The following is a 16,713-nucleotide window of genomic DNA, read 5'->3' as shown; positions in this document are numbered from 1 at the left end:
TGCTTCCACGTGACGTGGAAGCACCCCTCCCTGGTTCTCAGCGCCGTGCCGCGAGGAAGGCGAGCCAGGCGCCCGGCGGGAAGGCCAGGGTGCCGCCCGCGGTGTTCTTGCTGTCGCGGACCGCCGCCCGGCCCGCGGAGAAACGGACCTCCACGCAGGAGCTCTGCGGGTCGGCCTGGCTGGTGCTCGCCTTGCGCCACGTCGGTTCGTCCACCGCGTTCACGTCCTTCCCGGTGCGGTCGTCAGGACCGGGAGGCCCCCGACAGGAAGCGGAGGAACGGTTCGGCCTCGTGGGCCTTGAGTCCGGCGGCGCGCTGTTCTTCCCACAGGTCGAGGACCCTGGCCACCTGCCTGGGGTCGCTCACGACCTCCCGGTCGTCGTAGCTCTCAACGTAGAGGAGGTGGATGGTCGGGTCAGCGTCGTATTGGTAGACGGAGTACTGGGCCTCTTGGCCCCGGTAGTACCCGTGGGTGAAGGGGACGAACAGCAGGTCGACGTTCGGCCGGCGGTCCGCGGCCAGCAGGTGCAGCAGCTGCTCGTTGGCCCACGGCGTGGTGCCCATCCGGGCCAGCGCGGCCTGGTCGATGCTGAACGCGAAGCGCTGGTCGGGGTTGTCGAGCACCCGCTGGCGCTGGAGGCGCAGCGAGGTGTGCCGGGTGACCTCCTCCTCGCTGAGCGCGGGCCGGAACGCGCGGAAGTGGTGGCGGATGTACGCCTCGGTCTGGAGCAGTCCGGGCACGAACATGCTGTAGCGCGAGCAGATCACGGCCGCCGAGCGCTCCATGTCCACCACCTTGCGCAGGGTGTCGCCCTTGAACCGCCAGCGGAAGTCGGTCTTGGGGATGGCCGCGCGGCCCGCCTCGACGTGGTCGCGGACCCGGCGGCGCTGGTCGTCGTCCGGCCGCAGCACGTCGAACAGCTTCTCCAGGTCGTCGGGCCGCACCCGGATCGCGCCCTGCTCGACGTTGGCGACCTTCGTCTGGGACCAGCCGCACCGCTCGGCGACCTGCTCCTGGGTGAGGCCCCCGGTGGTGCGCAGCAGCTCCAGCTGTCGTCCGGCGACGATCTTGTGGACGAACGGCGGCATCGGTTCACGGCCCGTCACCTGCGGAAAACCTCCGGAATTCGGGGTTGTGCGCAACGTTGCGGACAGTAGCAGGGTCCGTGTTCACCCCAACGGACGTATTTCAGCTCTGAATATTCAAGAGTTGAGCCGCCCTGTGTCATCGTTTCCACAGTTCCGATCGGCGGCTAGGAGTGGTCCTGGATGGATATGCGCCCATCGCTGCAAGGTCGTCTACTGGGTGACAAGCTGCGCGGCCTCCGGGAGCGGCGTGGTTTGACCGTGGACGAGCTGGCCGCCCGCGTCGGTCTGCCGCCGCAGCGGATCGTGGAGCTGGAGGGCGGCGGCTCGCGCCGGGTGCGGCAGCGGGACCTGTGGTGCTCCTGGGGCACCCAGGCCAACGCCGTGCTGGACGAGCTGTGCCGGTCCGCGGAGCGGGTCGAGCTGCACGCGCCGCTGGGGGTGGCCCCGGTGTTCCGGGACCTCGACGCCGGCCGCTGCACGGCCTACGTGCTGGCGCAGGCGCCGACCGACCGGACCGACGTCACCTTCCGCGTCATCCCGCGCGACGCGGGGGCCTACCCGGGGCTGGACCAACCCCTGACGCTGTTCCGGATGGCCGGTGGGCCGCCGGTGGTCTGCTACACCTACGCGCACGCGGTGATGTTCACCGAGGACCCGGAGCACACCGACGCCGCGCACGCCGTGTTCGACCGCCTGCACGAGCTGACCGGGGCCTGACGGGCCGGGGCCTGACGGGCCGGGGCCTCACGGTCCGGGGCCGGCCCCCAACCGGCCCCCGAAACCCGGCCGCCGACACCCTCCGCACCGGCCCCGGGCCGCCCGCCGACCGCTCGTGTCGCGCCGCACCCGCGCGGGTACCCGGCGCCCATGAGGATCGTGGTGACCGGCGCGACCGGCAACCTGGGTACCGCCCTGCTGCGCCGGCTCGCCGAGGAGCCGGACGTCACCGTCCACGGCGTCTCCCGCCGCCCGCCCGAGCGGCGCGACGCCTACCGGGACGTCGAGTGGACCCCGCTCGACCTCAGCCGCGAGGGCGCGGAGGAGCCGCTGACCGAGGTGTGCCGCGGCGCGGACGCCGTGGTGCACCTGGCCTGGCGCGTCCAGCCGGGCCACGACGAGCGCGCGCTCTACCGGGCCAACGTGGCGGGCAGCGACCGGGTGTTCACCGCGACCCTCAACGCCGGCGTGCCGCACCTGGTCCACATGTCGTCCGTCGGCGCGTACTCGCCGGCCGCCAAGGACCACACCGTCGACGAGAGCTGGCCGACCGACGGCGTCTCCACCTCCTACTACAGCAGGCACAAGGCCGCCGTGGAGCACCTGCTCGACGAGGTCGCCCGCGAGCACCCGGACCTGCGGATCAGCCGGGTGCGACCGGGCCTCGTCCTGCAACCCGAGGCCGCCGCCGAGATCAAGCGCTACTTCCTGGGCCCGCTGGTACCGCACGCCCTGTTCCGGCTCAGGACGCCCGTGCTGCCGCTGCCGCGCACGATGGTGCTCCAGTTCGTGCACGCCGACGACGTGGCCGACGCGGTCGCCAAGGTCGTGCTCGGCGGCCACACCGGCGCGTTCAACATCGTCTCCGACCCGGTCGTCACCCCCGAGGTGCTGGCCGGGGTGCTGGGCGCCCGCCACGTGCCGCTCTCGCCCACCGCCCTGCGCACCGCCGCCCGGGTCAGCTGGCACCTGCGCCTCCAGCCCACCTCGCCCGGCTGGGTCGACCTCGCCCTCACCACACCGTTGCTGGACGCCTCCAAGGCGCGGGACGAGCTGGGTTGGAAGCCCCGCCACGACGCCCGGGACGCGCTCCGGCAGCTGCTCGACGGGCTGGGTCGCAAGGAGGGCCTGGCCCCCAGCCCGCCGCTCAAGCCGTAGCGGGTCCGGGGGGCCTCAGAACGCCTTCGACCAGCCCATCACCTCGGCCACGATGAAGGCCAGCACCAGCAGCGTCAGCACCACCACGAGCACCAGGGTGATGATCGGGCCGCGCCGCGAGGGCATGGGCTGCGGGTGGGACAGGCCGGAGGTCTGACCGGCGTCGGGCGGCGTGTCCCCGGGCGCGACCCCGCCGCCGGGCTCCAGGCCGGGCGTGCGCGCCGGGTCGGGGTCGGGCGGCAGCGCGCCGCCGGGGGCGCGGGAGGTGTCCGGGTCGGGCGGTTGGGCAGTCATGCCCGGTGATTACCCGGCACGCCCCCGCCTACCCGTGCGATGCCCACCCGTGTGAACCGCGGCACGTCCGGGTAGTCAGCAGGCATGAGCGGTGTCCAAGACGATTTGTTGCGCACTTTGACCAAGGTGGCCAAGGCCCTGCGCACCGAGGGCATCCCGTTCGCCCTGACGGGCGGGTGCGCGGTGTACGCGAGGGGCGGCCCCGCGACGGAGCACGACGTGGACCTCATCGTGCGCGAGGAGGACGCCAAGAACGCGGTGAGCGCGCTCGTGGCGGCCGGGATGCGGGCCGCCCCGCCGCCCGAGGACTGGTTGCTCAAGGTCTACGACGGCGACTGCCTGGTGGACCTGCTGTTCCGCCCGAACGAGATCCCGGTGACCGACGAGACGCTGTCCAGGGCCGAGGAGCTGGCCGTGGGCTCGGTGACGCTGCCGGTGATGCCCGCGACCGAGGTGATGATCAGCAAGCTGCTGGTCCTGGACGGGCACCGCTGCGACTTCAGCCAGCTGCTGCCCTTCGCCCGCGCGCTGCGGGAGCAGATCGACTGGGACAAGGTCCGCGGCGCCACGAAGCACTCGCCGTACGCGGAGGCGTTCCTGGTGTTGGTGGAGCGCCTGGACCTGCTGCACCCGACGACGCTGACCAGGAGCGCGTGATGAACGCAGAGCCCGAGCAGTACCTGTCGGCCCGGTTGCGCCGGGCCCTGGCCGAGGACCCGCGCACGGCCGAGCAGGGTGTCCGCGTGACCGTGCGGGGCGACAACGTGCTGCTGTCCGGCAGCGTGGTCAGCGACGAGCGGCGGGACGCCCTGAAGGCCGTGATCCACGACGTCGCCCCGGACCTGACCGTGCTGGACGACGTGAAGGTGGTGCCGGTCGGCGCGCCGGCGGGCCGGGAGGAGATTCGATGATCCGCATCGCCGCGGTGGGGGACGTGCACCTGGGCGAGGACGCGCGCGGGCGGATGCGTCCCGCGCTGGAGCAGCTGGGCGACTGCGCCGACGTGCTGCTGCTGGCCGGTGACCTGACCCGGCACGGCACGCCGGCCGAGGCGCGCGTGGTGGCCGACGAGTTCCGGGACCTGCCGGTGCCCGTGGTCGCCGTGCTCGGCAACCACGACTACCACGACGACAAGCCCGCCGAGGTCACGGAGCTGCTGCGCGACGCCGGGCTGCACGTGCTGGAGGGCGAGGCCGTCACCTTCGACGTGAACGGGCGCTCGCTGGGCGTCGCCGGGGTCAAGGGCTTCGGCGGCGGGTTCGCGGGCAAGTGCGGCAGCATGTTCGGCGAACCGGAGATGAAGGCGTTCATCAAGCACACCATCGGTATCGCGGACTCGCTGCACGCGGCCCTGGAGGGCCTGGACACCGACGTGAAGGTGGCGCTGACCCACTACGCGCCGATCCCGGACACGCTGCGCGGCGAGCCGCCGGAGATCTACCCGTTCCTCGGCGCCTACCAGCTCGGCGAGGCGATCGACGCGACCGGGACGACCCTCGCGGTGCACGGTCACGCGCACTTCGGCACCGAGCACGGGCTCACCCCCGGTGGCGTGCGGGTGCGCAACGTGGCGCAGCCGATCCTGAGGCAGGCGTACACGGTGTACTGCGTGGAACCCGCAGTGGTGGAGGTGTAGGCGTGGAGGAGACCAGGACGCACGGCCCGGCGGTCGTGTGGGCGGGACCGGAGGACGCGCCGGTCGTCGTGGTGCTCGACCCCGCGGGTGTCGGCGTGCACGGCGACCTGCCCGCGTCGTGGCGGCCGCTCACCGAGCACCTGCGGGTGATGTGGTGCCGGCTGCCCGCGGCGGAGGAGCCGTGGCGCGAGGTGGACGGGGCGCTGGCGGACTTCGGGTCCCGCGGCGTGCGGGTGCACCTCGTGGCGGGCGCGGGCGCGGGCTCCGAGGTGGGTGACCTGATCCGGCGCCACGAGGCGGTCGTGGGTTCGGCCCAGACGTTCGCCGCGCCGGTGCCCCTGGGGCACCCGGAGGTGGTGCTGGAGGTCGTGCGGGAGCTGCTGGACCAGGACGTGAAGCCGAACGCCTCCCCGGAGGAGGCGGAGCGGCCCGGGACGACGTCGCTGCTCGGTGACGCGGCCTCGGCGGTGCGGCAGTCGGTGGGGCAGCTGTTCGACCGGTTGACGCGGGACTGATCTCCCGCTCCCACGGCGAAGGGGGCCGGTGGACCCTCGGGTCCACCGGCCCCCTTCGCCGTGTGTCGGCGGCGTGGAATTCCCTTGGGGGACAGGAAGACCACCCTTGAGGGACAGGAAGACCATGGGCCCCGGGCACGACGAAGCCCCGCGAACCGGGGTTCGCGGGGCTTTCGCCGTCTTCGATCAGCTGTCGTCGACCGGCGGCCTGGGGTGCGGGATGGACGAACCGGTCACCCGGTCCTCCCGTCGCCGCGGCCCCGGCACCGCTCGCGCGCTCATCGCAGCGGGTCACCCGGCCGGCCACCGTCGGGCAGGTCGTGGCGCGTCTCGCCGGCCTGCGGGGGGCGCTGCACGTCGCCGCGCCAGCCGCCCTCCTCGACACCGCGCTCCTCGATGAACTCCTTGAACCGCTTCAGGTCGCCGTTCACGCGGTGCTCGACCACGCCCAGCGCGGAGCCCGCCTTCTCGACCAGAGTCTGCGGGTCGTACTGCATCTGCACGTGGACGCGCGTCGTGCTGTCGTCGATGCGGTGGAAGGTCACCACACCGCCCTGCGGCGGACCGTCCACGGTGTGCCACGCCACGCGCTCGTCCGGGTGCTGCTCGGTGATCTCGGCGTCGAACTCCCTGGTCACGCCGCCAACCTTGGTCACCCAGTGCGTCCTGGTGGGCGTGACCTGCGTGATGCGCTCGACGCCCTCCATGAACCGCGGGAACGATTCGAACTGGGTCCACTGGTTGTACGCGGTCGTGACCGGGACCGCGACGTCCACCGACTTCTCGATCGTCGTCACTGCTCGCAACCTCTCCATCGGAAATCGAACTCCCCTCCGGAGTACCCGTCTGCCCCGCTCCCACACCTGACCCACTCCCGGGTGACGGTGAGTAGCGCTTCTCCGTTTCGTGTTTGCTTCGGGTTCGCCAGGCTAAGTCTCCTCTGTGGACCAGTACCCCGACGCGGTGTTGTTCGACCGGGACGGCACCCTCATCCGGGACGTGCCCTACAACGGCGATCCCGACAAGGTCGAGCCGATGCCCGGTGCGCGCGGGGTCCTGCGCGCGTTGCGGGCACGCGGCGTGCGGACGGGCGTGGTGACCAACCAGTCCGGCATCGGGCGCGGGCTGCTCACCCCGGCCCAGGTCGAGGCGGTCAACACCCGCGTCGAGGAGCTGCTCGGCCCGTTCGGCACCTGGCGGATCTGCCCGCACCACCCCGACGACGGCTGCGGCTGCCGCAAACCCGCGCCCGGCATGGTCCTCGACGCCTGCGCGCGGCTGGGCGCCCGCCCCGGGCGCACCTACCTCATCGGCGACATCGAGGCCGACGTGGCGGCGGGCCTGGCCGCGGGCGTCACGCCGATCCTGGTCCCCACCCCGGTCACCCTGCCGGACGAGGTCGACCGCGCGCCGCACACCGCGCCGGACCTCCGGGCCGCCCTGGCGATGGTCCTGTGAGGACACTGGTGGCCAGGCTCGACAGCGACGGCGACGTGCTCCTCGCCGGGCCCGCGGTCCGCGCCGCCGCGCACGCGGGCGAGGTGGTGCTGCTGTGCGGCCACGCCGGCGCGCAGGCGGCCGGGCTGCTGCCCGGGGTGAGCCGGGTGGTGCGCTGGGACTGCCCGTGGATCACCAGCCCCGCGCCGGAGGTCCGCGCCACCGACGTCGAGGCCCTGGTGGCCCTGATCGAGGGTGTCCGCGCCGACGTGGCCCTGATCCTGACGTCGTTCCACCAGAGCCCGCTCCCGCTCGCCCTCGTGCTGCGGCTGGCCGGCGTGCCGAGGATCGTGGCCCGCTCCACGGACTACCCCGGTTCGCTGCTGGACGTCCGGCTGCGCGAGGACCCCGACGTCCCGGAGTCCGAACGCGCGCTGGAGGTCGCCCGCGCCGCCGGGTTCGAGCTGCCGCCGGGCGACGACGGGCGCCTGGCGGTCGAGCCGCCGCCCGAACCGGCCGAGGTCGGGCCCTACGTGGTGGTGCACCCCGGCGCCTCGGTGCCCGCCCGCGCCTGGTCGCCCGACCGGTGCGCGCAGGCCGTGACCGCGCTTGCGGGGGCCGGGCACCGGGTGCTGGTCACCGGCGGACCCGGCGAGACCGCGCTGACCGCGCACGTGGCCGGCGCGCACGGCGTCGACCTCGGCGGCCGCACCACGTTCGCCGAGCTGGCCGGGCTGCTGGCCCGCGCGGACGCCGCGGTCGTCGGCAACACCGGCCCGGCCCACCTCGCCGCGGCCGTGGGCACGCCGGTCGTGTCCCTGTTCGCCCCGGTCGTGCCGGCCGCGCGGTGGGCGCCCCACGGACCCCACGTGCTGCTGGGCGACCAGGACGCCCCGTGCAAGGGCTCCCGGGCGCGGAACTGCCCGGTCCCCGGCCACCCGTGCCTGGACCAGGTGACGCCCGACCGGGTCGTCGCCGCCGTCGCCGAGTTGGTGGGAGTGCGGACGTGAAGATCCTCCTGTGGCACGTGCACGGTTCGTGGACGAACGCCTTCGTCCGGGGCGGGCACGAGTACCTGATCCCGGGACCGCCCAGGGGCAACGGCCTGCTCGGTCGGGACTGGCCCGCCGCCCGCGAGGTGGACCTGTCGGGAGCCGGCTCGCCCGGCTCGGACGCCGACGTGGCCGTGCTGCAACGGCCCGAGGAGGTCGGCTGGGTCCCCGGCGGCATCCCGGTGGTCTACCTGGAGCACAACACGCCCCACCACCCCAACCAGCCGCACCCGCTCAAGGACTGGCCGGGCACCATCGTCCACGTCACCCACTTCAACGACCTGATGTGGGACTGCGGCACCACGCGCACGGTCGTCGTCGAGCACGGCGTGGTCGACCCCGGCCCGCTCTACACCGGCGACCTGGCGCGCGCGGGCGTCGTGGTGAACGAGCCGGTGCGGCGCGGCCGGGTGGTGGGCACGGACCTGCTGCCCCGCTTCGCCGAGGTCGTGCCGCTGGACGTGTTCGGCATGAAGACCGAGCAGCTGGGGGAGATGGGTCGCGGTGACCACCCCCTCGACGTGCTGCACCCCGAGCTGGCCCGGCGCCGCGCGTACCTCCACCCGGTGCGGTGGACGTCCCTGGGCCTCTCGCTCGTCGAGGCGATGCACCTGGGCATGCCGGTGGTCGCGCTGGCCTGCACCGAGGTGGTGCGCGCCGTGCCGCCGGAGGCGGGTGTCGTGTCCACGGACGTGGACGAGCTGGTGCGCGGGCTGGCCGACCTCGTGGCCGACCCGGCGCTGGCCCGCGAGAAGGGCAAGCAGGCCAGGGAGTTCGCCCTGGCCCACTACGGCCTCGACGCCTTCCTGCGGGCCTGGGACCGATTGCTGACAGGAGTGTGCGGATGAGGATCGCGATGGTGTCCGAGCACGCCAGCCCGTTGGCGGCGCTGGGCGGTGTGGACGCGGGTGGGCAGAACGTGCACGTGGCCGCGCTCTCGGCCGCCCTGGCCGCCCTCGGCCACGAGGTGGAGGTCTACACCCGCCGCGACGACCCCGACCTGCCCGAGCGGGTGCGCGCCGACCAGGGCTACGAGGTGGTGCACGTGCCCGCCGGGCCCGCGGTCCCGGTGCCGAAGGACGAGCTGCTGCCGCACATGGGCGACTTCGCCCGCTACCTGGAGCGGCGGTGGGGCGCGCGGCGGCCGGACGTGGCGCACGGGCACTTCTGGATGTCCGGCCTGGCCGCGGTGCTCGCGGGCCGCGGGGCGGGCGTGCCGGTCGTGCAGACCTACCACGCCCTGGGCACGGTCAAGCGCCGCCACCAGGGCGCCGGCGACACCAGCCCGGCGCAGCGCACCGGCATCGAGCGCATGATCGGCCGCGAGGTCGCCGCCATCGCCGCCACCTGCGACGACGAGGTCGCCGAGCTGATGCGCATGGGCCTGCCCCGGGCGAAGATCTCGGTGGTGCCGTGCGGGGTGGACCTCACCCGGTTCCAGCCCGAGGGCCCGGTGGAGGCGCGCGGGCGGTTCCAGCGGGTCGTGTCGGTGGGCCGGCTGGTGCCCCGCAAGGGTTTCGAGGACCTGATCGGCGCGCTGCGGTCGCTGCCCGGCACGGAGCTGGTCATCGCGGGCGGCCCGCCGGACGTGGGCGCCGACCCGGAGGCGCGCCGCCTGCTGGCCCACGCCGAGCGGTGCGGCGTGCGGGGCCGGGTGCGGCTGGCCGGCCAGGTGTCGCGCGCGGCCGTGCCGGCGTTGCTGCGCTCCGCCGACGTGGTGGCCTGCGTGCCCTGGTACGAGCCGTTCGGCATCGTGCCGCTGGAGGCCATGGCGTGCGGCAAGCCGGTGGTCGCCACCGCGGTGGGCGGGCTGATGGACACGGTGGTGCACAACGTCACCGGGGTGCTGGTGCCGCCGCGCGACCCGCTGGCGCTGGCCCGCGCGCTGGGGCCGCTGCTGTTCGACCGGGCGCGCCGGGAGGCGTACGGCCTCGCCGGGCTGGACCGGGTCGCCGCTCGTTACACGTGGGAACGGATCGCCGAGAACACCGAACGCGTCTACGAGCGGGTCGCGGCAGGCAGTGCCGTGGCCGTGGGAGGCACCCGATGAGCGTCGACTCGCACCTGAACGGACTGGCCCAGTCCCTGGCCGGGCTGCGCGCCCAGGCGCCGCGCCTGACCAGGTGGGGCGCCGTGCTGGCCCGTCGGCTCGGTGACGGGGGCCGGCTGCTCGCGGCGGGCAACGGCGGCTCGGCCGCCGAGGCGCAGCACCTGACGGCGGAGCTGGTGGGCCGCTTCCGCGACGACCGGCGGCCGTTCTCGGCGATCGCGCTGTGCGCGGAGTCCTCCAGCGTCACCGCGATCGGCAACGACTACGGCTACGACCAGGTGTTCGCCCGGCAGGTCACCGCGCACGCCCGGCACAACGACGTGGTGCTGCTGCTGTCCACCAGCGGGAAGAGCCCGAACCTGCTGGAGGCGGCGAAGGCCGGGCGGCAGGCGGGCGCCCACGTGTGGGCGATGACCGGGCCGGGGCCGAACCCGCTGGCCGAGGCCGTGGACGAGGCGCTGTGCCTGCCCGGCATCCCGGCCAACGTGCAGGAGGCGCAGCTGGTGGCGGTGCACGCGCTGTGCGCGGCGTTCGAGGCGGCGCTGCCCGCCGAGCGGCTGAGGGTGTCGTGAGACCGGGTGGTGGAGCGGGCGCGGGCGCGCCCGGAGGGGAGGTTGTCGTGGCACGGGTGGACGAGGTGCGTGAGGGCGGCGTGGCGCGCGAGGTTCTTGGGGTCGCGGTGGCGGGCGAGGGCGGCGCGGTGGTGCCGGGGACCCGCGCCGCGGCGTTCGCCACGCCGTGGCGGGGACTGGCCGGCCGCCGGGTGCGCGCGGGGCAGCGGCCCGCGGCGGTGGTGGCCGGCAACCGGGTGCGGGGGGTGTCGTGAAGCTCGCGGTGGTCGGGGACTGCCTGCTCGACGTCGACCTGCACGGCGCCGTCGAGCGGGTGTGCCCCGACGCGCCCGCGCCCGTGCTGGACGTGGCCGAGGAGCGCGCCCGGCCCGGCGGCGCGGGCCTGGCCGCCGCGCTGGCCGCCGCCGACGGGGTCGACGTCACGCTGGTCGGCGCGATCGCCGACGACGCAGACGGGCGCCGGCTGCGCGAGGAGCTGTCCGGGCTGTCGACCGTGCTGGGCCGCTCGTCCGCGCCCACCCCGGTCAAGACGCGCCTGCGCTGCGGCGGCCACTCGCTGGCCCGGGTGGACCGGGGCGGTGGCCCCGGCGCCCCGGAGGTCACCGACGAGATGCTGGACGCGGTGCTGGACGCCGACTTCGTGCTGGTCTCCGACTACGGGCGCGGCCTGGTGCGCGACGAGCGGCTGCGCGCCGTGCTCACCCGCGTGCCCGTGGTGTGGGACCCCCACCCGCGCGGTCCGGCCCCGGTGCCGAACGCCCGGCTGGTCACCCCGAACGCGGCCGAGGCCGCGCGGTTCAGCGGCCACCCGGACCCGGCGGACGCCGCCCGCGCGCTGCGCGCGAAGTGGGACGCCCGCGCGGTGGTGGTGACGCTCGGCGCGGGGGGCGCGCTGCTGGACGCCGGCGGCACCCCGGTGGCCGTGCCCGCGCCGGAGGTCCCGGTGCCCGACCCGTGCGGCGCGGGCGACCGGTTCGCCGTCACCGCCGCCGCCCGCCTGATGGCCGGCGCGGCGACGGACGACGCGGTCGCCGACGCGGTCACCTCGGCCGCGGACTTCCTGCTGCGGGGCGGCGCGTCCGGGTTCCGGCCCGCCGGGCGGGTGCCCCGGCCCAGGGCGGAGCCGGTGTCCCCGGTCGACCGGGTGCTGGCGCGCGGCGGCGTGGTCGTCGCCGCCGGCGGGTGCTTCGACCTGCTGCACGCGGGCCACGTCCGGACCCTGCGCGCGGCCCGCTCGCTGGGCGACTGCCTGGTGGTGTGCCTGAACTCCGACGCCTCGGTGCGCCGGCTCAAGGGCCCCGGGCGGCCGGTCAACCGCGAGCACGACCGGGCCGAGGTGCTGCGCGCGCTGGACTGCGTCGACGACGTGGTCGTGTTCGACGAGGACACCCCGGAGCGGGTGCTGGCCGTGCTGCGGCCGGACGTCTGGGTCAAGGGCGGCGACTACTCCGCGGACTCGCTGCCCGAAGCGGAGCTGGTGCGGGGGTGGGGCGGGCGCACCGTCGTCGTGCCCTACCACCGCGGCCGCTCCACCACCGAAATGCTCTCCAGGAGGGGTTGATGGCTGCTACAGGGGAAATCGGCACCGTGCTCGTCACCGGCGGCGCGTCGGGTCTGGGCGCCGCCGTGGTGCAGGCCGTGCACGGGTTGGGCGGCAAGGCGCTCGTGCTGGACAAGGCCGCGCCGTCGGCGCCGGGGGTGGCCGACTTCGAGTCGGTCGACCTGTCCGACACCAGGGCGGCGGAGCGGGCGGTCCGGGCGATCGCGGAGCGCAACGGCGGCCTGCGGGCCGTGGTGACCGCCGCCGGCACCGACGCGTGCGGGCGGCTGGACCAGGTGCCCGCCGCCGACTGGGAGCGCGTGGTCCTGGTCAACCTGCTGGGCACCGCCGCGGTGGTGCGGGCGGCGCTGCCGATGCTGGAGGGCGGTCGCGTGGTGACCATCGCCTCCACGCTGGGCATCAAGGCGGTCGGCGACGCGACGGCCTACTGCGCCTCGAAGTTCGGCGTGGTCGGCTTCACCCGGGCGCTCGCGGCCGAGACCGCCGGGCGGGTCGGCGTGACGCTGGTGATCCCCGGCGGGATGCGCACCCGCTTCTTCGACGACCGCGAGGAGCGGTACCGGCCGCCGGACGACAGCAAGCTCAACCCGCCGGAGCGGGTGGCCGACGCGATCGTGTTCGCCCTGCGCCAGCCCGAGGGCTGCGAGATCCGCGAGCTGGTCGTGGCCCACCGCGAGGAGGGGTCCTGGCCGTAGCCCCCGGGCCGGACACCGGTCGGGCGTTCCCCCACGTGCTGCTCCGACGCCGGCCAAGGGCGTGGTCGTGCGCCGCCCGCCGGTCGGCGCGCTGGTGGGGAGGGTGCGGGCGGCGCTGGAGCACTTCCAGCCGCACGGCGTGCTCGTCTCCACGGGAGCGGAGCGCGTCGCGCGCACGCCCCCACCGCGACCCCGACCGGCCGGCCCACGCCGACGAGTACGCGCCCGGCATCCGGCCGCTGCCCGCCGACCCCGGCATCCTGCCGTTCAGCGGCGGTCCGGGCGCCTGCCCGGGGCGCGACCTCGTGCTGGTGGCGGGCAGCACCGTGCTGGAGGTGCCGGTGCTGCGGGCCCCGCCGCCCGCGACGCTCGACCACTTCGGCCTGTCGTTCGCCGTCCGTCGCCGGCACCCGGCTCGGCCGCGTGGCCCACCGGTCGGTCGGCCACGCGGCCCAAGTCCCCCCGACCTGGAAAATCGCACGAAAAAGGATGGTTGAGCGAGGTGTCGGAGGGGTACGTGGTGCCCGTGAGCCAGGGCGAGGAATCCCACCACCGCAGACTGACCCGCAACCTCAACGAGCTGCTCCAGGAGCTCAGGGTCGCGCAGGCGGGGGTGCAGATCCTGTTCGGCTTCCTGCTCACCATCGCCTTCACCGAGCACTACCAGGACGTGGACAACTTCGTCCGCATCACCCACCTGGTCACGATCCTGTTCGCGGCGTGCTCGGTCGCGCTGATGACCGCGCCGGCCGCCTGGCACCGGCTGCTGTTCCGGCGGGGCAGGCGGGAGGACCTGATCGAGGTCGCGAACCGCTTCGCGATCGCCGGCCTGGTGTTCCTGGCGCTGGCCATGATCGGCACCGTGCTGCTGCTGGGCGAGGTCATCCTCGGCGGGTGGCTGGCCGTGGCGCTCGGCGTCTTCGCCACCCTGCTGTTCGGCACCCTCTGGTTCGCCCTGCCCCTGCGCGAACGCGGCCGGAACAGCTTCGACGAGGAGGACGACGACGAGGAGGACGAGGACGAGACGGCGGACCGGCAGGGCTGAGGCCCGCCCGCCGCCCGGTCCTCCCGGACTCCCGGGCGGTGGCGCCTCAGGGGCGCAGCAGCACCTTGACCGCCCCGTCGCGCTTCTGCTGGAAGATCTCGTACGCGTGGGGCGCCTCGTCCAGCGGCAGGTGGTGCGTCGCGAACGAGTCCACGCCCAGCGGGTCCTCGTCGGTCAGCAGCGGCAGGATCTCCGGCACCCACCGCCACACGTTGGCCTGCCCCATGCGCAGCTGCACCTGCTTGTCGAACAGGGTCAGCATGGGCAGCGGGTCGGCCATGCCGCCGTACACGCCGGACAGCGAGATGGTGCCGCCGCGCCGCACGAGGTCGATCGCCAGCCGCAGCGCGTGCAGCCGGTCCACGCCCGCGGTCCGCATGAACGGCGCGGCGATGGCATCCGGCAGCAGCCCCACGGCCTGGTGCGCCAGCTTGGCCACCGGCGCGCCGTGCGCCTCCATGCCGACCGCGTCGACCACCGCCTCCGGGCCGCGCCCACCGGTCAGCTCGCGGACGTGGCCGACCAGGTCCTTGTCCCGCGCGTCGAGCACGGTCACGCCGTGGGCCGCGGCGCGGGCCAGGCGCTCGGGCACCAGGTCCACGCCGATCACCGTGCCGACCCCGCGGTGGCGCGCGACGCGGGTGGCCATGTCGCCGATCGGGCCCAGGCCCAGCACCACCAGGCTGTCGCCCGGGTCCGCGTACTCGACCGCCTGCCACGCCGTGGGCAGCACGTCGGACAGGAACACGAACCGGTCGTCCGGCGGGCCGTCGGGCACCTTGATCGGCAGCGTGTTGCCGAACGGCACCCGCAGGTACTCCGCCTGCCCGCCGGGCACCTGCCCGTAGAGCTTGGTGTAGCCGAACAGCGCCCCACCGGTGCCCTGCTCGCGCACCTGGCTGGTCTCGCACTGCGAGTGCAGCCCCCGCTCGCACATGAAGCACGTGCCGCAGGAGACGTTGAACGGGATCACCACCCGGTCGCCGGGCTTGACCGCGGTGACCTCGGGGCCGACCTCCTCGACGACGCCCATGGGCTCGTGCCCGAGGACGTCCCCCACGTCGATGAACGGGCCCAGCACCTCGTACAGGTGCAGGTCGGACCCGCAGAGACCGGTGGACGTGATGCGCACGACCACGTCCGTCGGGTCCTCGACCACCGGGTCGGGCACGCTGTCCACGCGCACGTCCCGCTTGCCGTGCCAGGTGACGGCCTTCATCGTGGTCCTCCTCTCGGCTGGTCGTGGCGTTCCCCGGGCGGGGTCCGGCAAACCCGGGCGGGGTGGCGAACGGGCGGGGTGGCGAACCGGGCTGCGTGCGGCAACCCCGGCGGTGTGGCGAACCCGGACCGGGGTACTCGCGGGCCATGAGCGCCCCACTCCCCGAGGACCGCGCCGGCGCCCCGCTGCGCGCGGTGGTGACCGGCTCCGACTCCGGTATCGGCAAGGCGATCGCGGTGGCCCTGGCGGGCGGCGGCGTGGACGTCGGCATCACCTCCCACGCCGACGCCGACGGCGCGCGGGACACCGCCGCGCAGGTCCGCGCCCTCGGCGCCCGCGCCGCCGTGCGGCCCCTCGACCTCACCGACCTGCCCGACGCCGCGGCCGTCGTGGACGAGCTGGCCGAGGAGCTGGGCGGCCTGGACGTCCTGGTGAACTGCGCGGGCACCGGCAGCTCGCAGAAGGCCCTGGACATGGACTTCGCGACCTGGCGCTCGGTGCTGTCGGTCGACCTGGACGGCGCGTTCCTGTGCGCCCAGCGGGCCGCCCGGCACATGATCGCCTGGGGCCGGGGCGGGCGGATCATCAACATCACCTCGGTCCACGAGCACCAGCCGCGCGTGGGCGCGGCGCCCTACTGCGCGGCCAAGGCCGGTCTGGGCGCGTTGACGAAGGTGTTGGCGCTGGAGCTGGCCGAGCACGCCATCACGGTGAACTCGGTGGCGCCGGGCGAGATCTCCACGCCGATGACCGGCCAGGAGGACGTCGACCCGCGGACCCGGCCCCGGCCGGGCGTCCCGCTCGGCCGCCCCGGGCACGCGGAGGAGGTCGCCGCGGTGGTGGCGTTCCTGGCCACCCCGGCGGCCGGGTACGTGACCGGCGCGTCGTTCGTGGTGGACGGCGGCATGACGCTGATGGGACCGCAGGCCAGCCCACTGCTGCCCGACCGGAGCTGGCTGGAGGTGTAGCCCGGGGGTGGAGCCCGGGGGGTGGTGCCGCCCGCCGCGCGGCACCACCCGGCCGGGAGTCCTAGGCGCGGGCCTTGGCGGTCGCGCGGTCGTTCGCCTTCTGGATCGCCTTCACCAGCTCGTCCTTGGTCATCGTGGACCGGCCCGCGATGTCCAGCCGCTTCGCCACGTCGTACAGGTGCCGCTTGCTCGCGTTGGCGTCCACCCCGCCCGCGGTCTTGCCGCGCTTGGCGGTGCTGCGCGCGGCCTGCGCGTCCGAGGGGCCCTTCTCGGCCTTGGCCTCCCAGTGGTCGCCGACTTTTTCGAAGGAGTGCTTCAGCGCCGAGAACGCCGTGCGGTGGGCGCGCTCGCCCTCGCCGTAGCTCTCCACCGCCGAGTCGTGGGTCTCGACCCAGGTCCGCTGGGCCTTCTTCGACGAGCGGGCGATGGTGCTGGGCATGTCCCGGCTCGCGGGCTTGTCCTGGCTCTTGGGCACGGCTCCTCCTCGCACGCGGTTTCACCTGCACTGCTCGGGTACCCGAAGTCCATGACGGACATGCGCGCCCCCCTCGACGTCCAGCCCGCGTTCGACGGCAGCGCGATCGACCTGCTGCCGCACGCCACCGACGACGACGTGGCCGGGGCCGTGCGGATCGCGCGCGAGGCGCTGCCCGGCTGGGCCGCCACGCCCGGCGCCCGGCGGGGCGCGGCGCTGCGGGCCGCCGCC

General features: G+C 74.8%; 23 protein-coding genes. 17 read left to right on the top strand and 6 right to left on the bottom strand.

Features of this window, described 5'->3' with window-relative positions; all coding sequences use genetic code 11:
* Nucleotides 1–37: 37 nt before the first annotated feature.
* Both ACFP3R_RS29700 and ACFP3R_RS29695 read right to left on the bottom strand, forming a co-directional pair.
* Nucleotides 38–214, bottom strand: coding sequence for a DUF397 domain-containing protein (locus ACFP3R_RS29700; protein ID WP_380640703.1), 177 nt, complete (start codon nt 212–214; stop codon nt 38–40).
* 28 nt (nt 215–242) lie between these two features.
* Nucleotides 243–1,106 (bottom strand): helix-turn-helix domain-containing protein, encoded by an 864-nt coding sequence (locus tag ACFP3R_RS29695; RefSeq protein WP_380640701.1) that lies wholly within the window; start codon nt 1,104–1,106, stop codon nt 243–245.
* Between the two features lie 162 nt (nt 1,107–1,268).
* Here ACFP3R_RS29695 and ACFP3R_RS29690 point away from each other — a divergent pair, with 162 nt between their 5' ends.
* Together ACFP3R_RS29690 and ACFP3R_RS29685 are read left to right on the top strand one after the other, a co-directional pair.
* A complete protein-coding gene (locus ACFP3R_RS29690) occupies nt 1,269–1,805 on the top strand; it encodes a Scr1 family TA system antitoxin-like transcriptional regulator (RefSeq protein ID WP_380640699.1) in 537 nt (178 codons plus the stop codon).
* 150 nt (nt 1,806–1,955) lie between these two features.
* A complete protein-coding gene (locus ACFP3R_RS29685; protein ID WP_380640697.1) occupies nt 1,956–2,963 on the top strand; it encodes an NAD-dependent epimerase/dehydratase family protein in 1,008 nt (335 codons plus the stop codon).
* A 15-nt stretch (nt 2,964–2,978) separates the two neighbouring features.
* Here ACFP3R_RS29685 and ACFP3R_RS29680 read toward each other — a convergent pair whose 3' ends face one another.
* Nucleotides 2,979–3,257 carry a DUF6480 family protein gene (locus ACFP3R_RS29680; protein WP_380640695.1) on the bottom strand — a complete coding sequence of 93 codons (279 nt, stop codon included), beginning with the start codon at nt 3,255–3,257 and terminating at the stop codon, nt 2,979–2,981.
* 84 nt (nt 3,258–3,341) lie between these two features.
* Between ACFP3R_RS29680 and ACFP3R_RS29675 the strand changes: the two genes are divergently transcribed.
* The 4 genes from ACFP3R_RS29675 to ACFP3R_RS29660 are packed head-to-tail and all read left to right on the top strand — an operon-like array spanning nt 3,342 to nt 5,408.
* A complete protein-coding gene (locus tag ACFP3R_RS29675; RefSeq protein ID WP_380640693.1) occupies nt 3,342–3,914 on the top strand; it encodes a nucleotidyltransferase family protein in 573 nt (190 codons plus the stop codon).
* Entirely contained in the window at nt 3,914–4,168 is a 255-nt protein-coding gene (locus ACFP3R_RS29670) for a BON domain-containing protein (RefSeq protein WP_380640691.1), read from the top strand. Before ACFP3R_RS29675 ends, ACFP3R_RS29670 begins: the two co-directional genes overlap by 1 nt.
* Nucleotides 4,165–4,893: a metallophosphoesterase family protein gene (locus ACFP3R_RS29665; RefSeq protein WP_380640689.1), complete on the top strand. Its 729-nt coding sequence runs from the start codon at nt 4,165–4,167 to the stop codon at nt 4,891–4,893. The genes ACFP3R_RS29670 and ACFP3R_RS29665 overlap by 4 nt, the downstream gene beginning before the upstream one ends.
* A gap of 2 nt (nt 4,894–4,895) precedes the next feature.
* On the top strand, nt 4,896–5,408 hold the full coding sequence (locus ACFP3R_RS29660) for a hypothetical protein (protein WP_380640687.1): 513 nt from the start codon (nt 4,896–4,898) through the stop codon (nt 5,406–5,408).
* A gap of 278 nt (nt 5,409–5,686) precedes the next feature.
* Here the strand turns inward: ACFP3R_RS29660 and ACFP3R_RS29655 are convergent, their stop codons facing one another.
* On the bottom strand, nt 5,687–6,205 hold the full coding sequence (locus ACFP3R_RS29655) for an SRPBCC family protein (RefSeq protein ID WP_380640685.1): 519 nt from the start codon (nt 6,203–6,205) through the stop codon (nt 5,687–5,689).
* A gap of 145 nt (nt 6,206–6,350) precedes the next feature.
* On the opposite strand from ACFP3R_RS29655, the gene ACFP3R_RS29650 reads away from it, so the two are divergent.
* From ACFP3R_RS29650 to ACFP3R_RS29610, 9 genes are all read left to right on the top strand, one after another.
* Nucleotides 6,351–6,866, top strand: coding sequence for a D-glycero-alpha-D-manno-heptose-1,7-bisphosphate 7-phosphatase (locus ACFP3R_RS29650; protein WP_380640683.1), 516 nt, complete (start codon nt 6,351–6,353; stop codon nt 6,864–6,866).
* Nucleotides 6,867–6,874: 8 nt separating this feature from the next.
* Entirely contained in the window at nt 6,875–7,855 is a 981-nt protein-coding gene (locus ACFP3R_RS29645) for a glycosyltransferase family 9 protein (RefSeq protein WP_380640681.1), read from the top strand.
* Nucleotides 7,852–8,745 (top strand): glycosyltransferase, encoded by an 894-nt coding sequence (locus ACFP3R_RS29640; RefSeq protein WP_380640679.1) that lies wholly within the window; start codon nt 7,852–7,854, stop codon nt 8,743–8,745. Before ACFP3R_RS29645 ends, ACFP3R_RS29640 begins: the two co-directional genes overlap by 4 nt.
* Nucleotides 8,742–9,947: a glycosyltransferase gene (locus ACFP3R_RS29635; RefSeq protein WP_380640677.1), complete on the top strand. Its 1,206-nt coding sequence runs from the start codon at nt 8,742–8,744 to the stop codon at nt 9,945–9,947. The genes ACFP3R_RS29640 and ACFP3R_RS29635 overlap by 4 nt, the downstream gene beginning before the upstream one ends.
* A complete protein-coding gene (locus tag ACFP3R_RS29630; RefSeq protein ID WP_380640675.1) occupies nt 9,944–10,519 on the top strand; it encodes a D-sedoheptulose-7-phosphate isomerase in 576 nt (191 codons plus the stop codon). Before ACFP3R_RS29635 ends, ACFP3R_RS29630 begins: the two co-directional genes overlap by 4 nt.
* 47 nt (nt 10,520–10,566) lie before the next feature.
* Nucleotides 10,567–10,773 (top strand): hypothetical protein, encoded by a 207-nt coding sequence (locus tag ACFP3R_RS29625; protein WP_380640673.1) that lies wholly within the window; start codon nt 10,567–10,569, stop codon nt 10,771–10,773.
* Entirely contained in the window at nt 10,770–12,080 is a 1,311-nt protein-coding gene (rfaE2, locus tag ACFP3R_RS29620; RefSeq protein ID WP_380640671.1) for a D-glycero-beta-D-manno-heptose 1-phosphate adenylyltransferase, read from the top strand. Before ACFP3R_RS29625 ends, rfaE2 begins: the two co-directional genes overlap by 4 nt.
* Nucleotides 12,080–12,775, top strand: coding sequence for an SDR family oxidoreductase (locus ACFP3R_RS29615; RefSeq protein ID WP_380640669.1), 696 nt, complete (start codon nt 12,080–12,082; stop codon nt 12,773–12,775). Before rfaE2 ends, ACFP3R_RS29615 begins: the two co-directional genes overlap by 1 nt.
* Before the next feature lie 493 nt (nt 12,776–13,268).
* A complete protein-coding gene (locus ACFP3R_RS29610; protein ID WP_380640667.1) occupies nt 13,269–13,820 on the top strand; it encodes a DUF6328 family protein in 552 nt (183 codons plus the stop codon).
* A gap of 46 nt (nt 13,821–13,866) precedes the next feature.
* Here the strand turns inward: ACFP3R_RS29610 and ACFP3R_RS29605 are convergent, their stop codons facing one another.
* Nucleotides 13,867–15,039 (bottom strand): zinc-dependent alcohol dehydrogenase, encoded by a 1,173-nt coding sequence (locus ACFP3R_RS29605; protein WP_380640665.1) that lies wholly within the window; start codon nt 15,037–15,039, stop codon nt 13,867–13,869.
* Nucleotides 15,040–15,185: 146 nt separating this feature from the next.
* Between ACFP3R_RS29605 and ACFP3R_RS29600 the strand changes: the two genes are divergently transcribed.
* Entirely contained in the window at nt 15,186–16,007 is an 822-nt protein-coding gene (locus ACFP3R_RS29600; RefSeq protein WP_380640663.1) for an SDR family oxidoreductase, read from the top strand.
* Between the two features lie 61 nt (nt 16,008–16,068).
* Here ACFP3R_RS29600 and ACFP3R_RS29595 read toward each other — a convergent pair whose 3' ends face one another.
* Nucleotides 16,069–16,446 (bottom strand): ChaB family protein, encoded by a 378-nt coding sequence (locus ACFP3R_RS29595; RefSeq protein ID WP_380640789.1) that lies wholly within the window; start codon nt 16,444–16,446, stop codon nt 16,069–16,071.
* 87 nt (nt 16,447–16,533) lie between these two features.
* Here ACFP3R_RS29595 and ACFP3R_RS29590 point away from each other — a divergent pair.
* Nucleotides 16,534–16,713 (top strand): aldehyde dehydrogenase family protein (locus ACFP3R_RS29590; RefSeq protein ID WP_380640661.1); only part of this gene is annotated, 180 nt, incomplete at its 3' end.

It is taken from the genome of Saccharothrix lopnurensis, assembly GCF_042658445.1.
In the GTDB taxonomy this organism is placed as follows: Bacteria; Actinomycetota; Actinomycetes; order Mycobacteriales; family Pseudonocardiaceae; genus Actinosynnema; species Actinosynnema lopnurensis.
Note: the sequence above shows the minus strand (reverse complement) of the source record. Positions and strands in the feature narration are given on the sequence as shown.